At 71.7% G+C, this 3772-nt stretch carries 3 protein-coding genes; all 3 read right to left on the reverse strand.

Features of this window, described 5'->3' with window-relative positions; translation table 11 throughout:
- Window positions 1-2216 (reverse strand): 1,4-alpha-glucan branching enzyme (glgB, locus tag FNH08_RS46705; RefSeq protein WP_322726548.1); only part of this gene is annotated, 2216 nt, incomplete at its 3' end.
- A gap of 4 nt (window positions 2217-2220) precedes the next feature.
- Window positions 2221-3585 (reverse strand): maltokinase N-terminal cap-like domain-containing protein, encoded by a 1365-nt coding sequence (locus FNH08_RS46710; RefSeq protein ID WP_152777879.1) that lies wholly within the window; start codon window positions 3583-3585, stop codon window positions 2221-2223.
- A 24-nt stretch (window positions 3586-3609) separates the two neighbouring features.
- Window positions 3610-3772 (reverse strand): alpha-glucosidase C-terminal domain-containing protein (locus tag FNH08_RS46715; RefSeq protein ID WP_194238858.1); only part of this gene is annotated, 163 nt, incomplete at its 5' end.

The following is a 3772-nucleotide window of genomic DNA, read 5'->3' on the forward strand; positions in this document are numbered from 1 at the left end:
CCCCCATAGCGCCCGGCATCGGTATTGAGCACCTCCTCCCACGCCGCCACCCCCTCCGGCACCCACAGCCCGTACCCGTGCCGCACCACCGGCGAGAAGTTCGACACCGACAACAGCGGCGCCCCGTCGGCCGCGAACCGCAGAAACGCGAACACGTTGTCCTCGGCGGCATCCACCACCACCCACCGGAACCCACCGGGGTCGCTGTCCCGCTGCCACAGGGCCGGAGTCTCGCGGTAGACCGCGTTCAGGTCACGCACCAGGTCCCGTACACCCCGGTGGTCCGCCTCCGCCCCGTACGCGGGGTCCGTCAGCCACCAGTCGGGCCCGTGGTCCACCGACCACTCCGCCCCCTGGGCGAACTCCTGCCCCATGAAGAGCAGCTGCTTGCCGGGGTGGGCCCACATGAAGCCGAGGTACGCGCGGTGGTTGGCCCGCTGCTGCCACCAGTCGCCCGGCATCTTCGACACCAGGGCCTGCTTGCCGTGGACCACCTCGTCGTGGGAGATCGGCAGCACGTAGTTCTCGCTGTAGGCGTACACCATCGAGAACGTCATCTCGTTGTGGTGGTACTTGCGGTGCACCGGCTCCTTGGCCATGTAGCCGAGCGAGTCGTGCATCCAGCCCATGTTCCACTTCAACCCGAAGCCCAGACCGCCCCGGTCCGTCGGCTGTGTCACCCCGCCCCAGTCGGTGGACTCCTCCGCGATCGTCACCACGCCGGGCACCCGCCGGTACAGCGTGGCGTTCATCTCCTGGAGGAACCGCACCGCGTCGAGGTCCTCCCGCCCGCCGTACGCGTTCGGCACCCACTGCCCGTCCTCGCGGGAGTAGTCGAGGTACAGCATCGACGCCACCGCGTCCACACGCAGCCCGTCGATGTGGAACTCCTCGCACCAGTACACCGCGTTGGCGACCAGGAAGTTCCGCACCTCGGTCCGCCCGAGGTCGAACTCGAACGTGCCCCAGTCCGGATGATCGGCACGACGGGCGTCGCCGGGCTCGTACAGCGGATACCCGTCGAACCGGGCCAGCGCCCAGTCGTCCCGCGGGAAGTGCGCCGGCACCCAGTCCATGATCACACCGATGCCGGCCTGGTGGAGCCGGTCGATCAGGTACTTGAAGTCGTCGGGGGTGCCGAGCCGGGCCGTGGGCGCGTAGAAGCCGGTGACCTGGTAGCCCCACGAGCCGCCGAACGGGTGCTCGGCGACCGGCATCAGCTCCACGTGCGTGAAGCCCAGGTCCTTCACGTACGGGGGCAGTTGCTCGGCCAGTTCGCGGTATGTCAGACCGGGGCGCCAGGACGGCAGATGGACCTCGTACACGGAGAACGGCGCCTCGTGCACGGGCGGGTCGCCGCGGTGCGCGAGCCACTCGTGGTCGTCCCACGTGTGATGCGACGCCGTCACGACCGACGCCGTGGCAGGCGGGGTCTCGGTACGCCGGGCCATCGGGTCGGCCTTGAGGAACCGGGCGCCGTACCGGGTCGTGATCTCGAACTTGTACCGCTCGCCCTCGCCGACCCCGGGCAGGAACAGCTCCCACACCCCCGACGAGCCGAGCGACCGCATCGGGAACGCCGTGCCGTCCCAGTGGGAGAAGTCCCCGGCGATCCGGACCCCCTGAGCGTTCGGCGCCCACACCGTGAAGCGGGTGCCGGTCACGCCCTGGTGCTCCATCGGCTCGGCGCCCAGCGCCTTCCACAGCTGCTCGTGCCGTCCCTCACCGATGAGGTGCAGGTCGAACTCGCCGAGCGCGGGCAGGAAGCGATACGGGTCGTGTACCTCGTACTCGGCGCCGTCGTACGACACCGTCAGCGTGTACTCGGGGATCGCGTCCAGCGGCAGGACGCCGGAGAACAGCCCGTCACCCTCGCTGTCGAGCGGTGTGCGCCGACCGTCGACCACGACGCTCACCCCGCGTGCGAACGGGCGCAGGGCCCGGAACGTCACGCCGTCGGGACCGGGGTGCGCGCCGAGCAGCGCGTGCGGGTCGTGGTGCGACCCCGACAGCAGACGCGCCCGGTCGGCCCCGTCCAGAGGAGCGGCCTCGGCCGACTCCCGGCGGCCGGGGTCGGATCTGCCCGTGTGCCCCCGGCGGCCGGCCGAGCTGTGCTTGCCGGCCGGCCTCCGGCGGTCATGGCCGGATCTGCCGCCCGGCCGCAGGGCTTCGGCCGGTTGGGAGTGCGCGGAGCGAGAGGGGTCACGCAGGGCCACGATGTCAGCCTCCTCGGGTGGCGAGCCGCCGGATCGCCGCCATCGGTACAGGGAGCCAGTCGGGGCGGTGCCGGGCCTCGTAGACGACCTCGTACACCGCTCTGTCGGTTTCGTATGCGCGCAACAACTGGGGCTCCGCCCGCGGGTCCGAGCCCGCCCCGTCCGCGTAGCCCGCGCAGTACGCATCGCGGCAGCGGTCCGCCCACTCGGGGTGCCACGGCTGCCGTGTGCGGGCCGCGTAGTCGAAGGAGCGCAGCATCCCGGCGACGTCGCGCACCGGCGACTGAACGCTGCGGCGCTCGGCGAGCGGACGGGACGGTTCGCCCTCGAAGTCGATGACGAACCACTCACGGTCCGCCCGCAGCACCTGCCCGAGGTGCAGATCGCCGTGGATCCGCTGCACGGTGCGGCCGGCACCGCACGCGCCGAACGTGTCGAACGCCGTCCGCAGCCCGGGAACGTACGGCTGGAGGGCGGGCACGCAGTGCGCGGCCGCGGTCAGGCGCTCGGCCATCGCGGCCGCGACGGGCCCGTTCTCGCTCCGGGGGTCGGTGGGGAAGGACGTGGCCAGCGCCAGATGTACCTCGGCCGTGGCCTGCCCCAGCTCGTACGACTCCGCCGTGAAGTCCCGGCCCTCGGCGAGTGCCCGCAGGGCCAGGGTCCAGCCGTCGGACGCACCGGGCAGGAACGGTTGGAGCACGCCGAGGGTGGCGTCCGGCCGTGTGGTGCGGATCCACGCCACGGGGGCGGGCACGCGGGCGCAGCCCTGCCGGGCCAGCGCCGACGGCACTTCCAGATCCGGGTTGACGCCCGGCTGGATGCGGCGGAACACCTTCAGGATGAACGCGTCGCCGTAGACGATCGAGGAGTTGGACTGCTCCGCGTCCAGCAGACGCGGCGCGAGCGCGGCCGGCAGAGGCACCGACGGGTCCCTCTCGAAGGCCAGCGGACCCGCCGTCCCGGGGTGCCGCAGCCGCTCCAGCAGCAGCGCCGCCGACCGCGGGTCGTGGAACGCGTCGTACACGGCCAGACCTGCCAGCGGACCGTCCTCGGCCCGTCCGATGAAGGCACCGGCGAGCCGGGGCGGCAGATGCTCCCGCACGCCCAGCAGGAGTTGGTAACAGTCACCGGACGGGGAGGTGTCACCGGGCGTGCGCGGCCTCGCGTGCTCGGCGTGGACCAGCACATGCAGACAGCCCGGGTACAGCTCCGTCATCGACAGCAGCGTCACATCGGTGACGGGCCGGTCCTTCCCCGCGAACCAGCGCTGCCGGGGCAGCCACTCCCGCAGCAACCCGCTGAGCGAGGCCATCGGGTGGATGCTGTCGAGGCCCCTCGGGCGGAGCGAAACGGTCTCGGTCTTCGCCATGATGACGCGTCCTTTCGGGCTCGCTCAAACTTCTCGGCGGGCGCGGGGAGCGACTCGGGAGAGCCGGAACCAGTAGAAGCCGTGGCCTGCGAGGGTGAGCAGGTACGGGAGTTCTCCGATGGCGGGGAAGCGGACTCCGCCGATGAGTTCGACGGGGTGGCGGCCGTTGAAGGTGCGCAGGTCGAGT

Source organism: Streptomyces spongiae, from assembly GCF_009377185.1.
In the GTDB taxonomy this organism is placed as follows: domain Bacteria; phylum Actinomycetota; class Actinomycetes; order Streptomycetales; family Streptomycetaceae; genus Streptomyces; species Streptomyces spongiae.

What these genes read in the sequence shown, in the direction of transcription:
- FNH08_RS46710 (WP_152777879.1), bottom strand. Translation starts at nt 3,585, where the DNA reads ATGGCGAAGACCGAGACCGTTTCGCTCCGCCCGAGGGGCCTCGACAGC.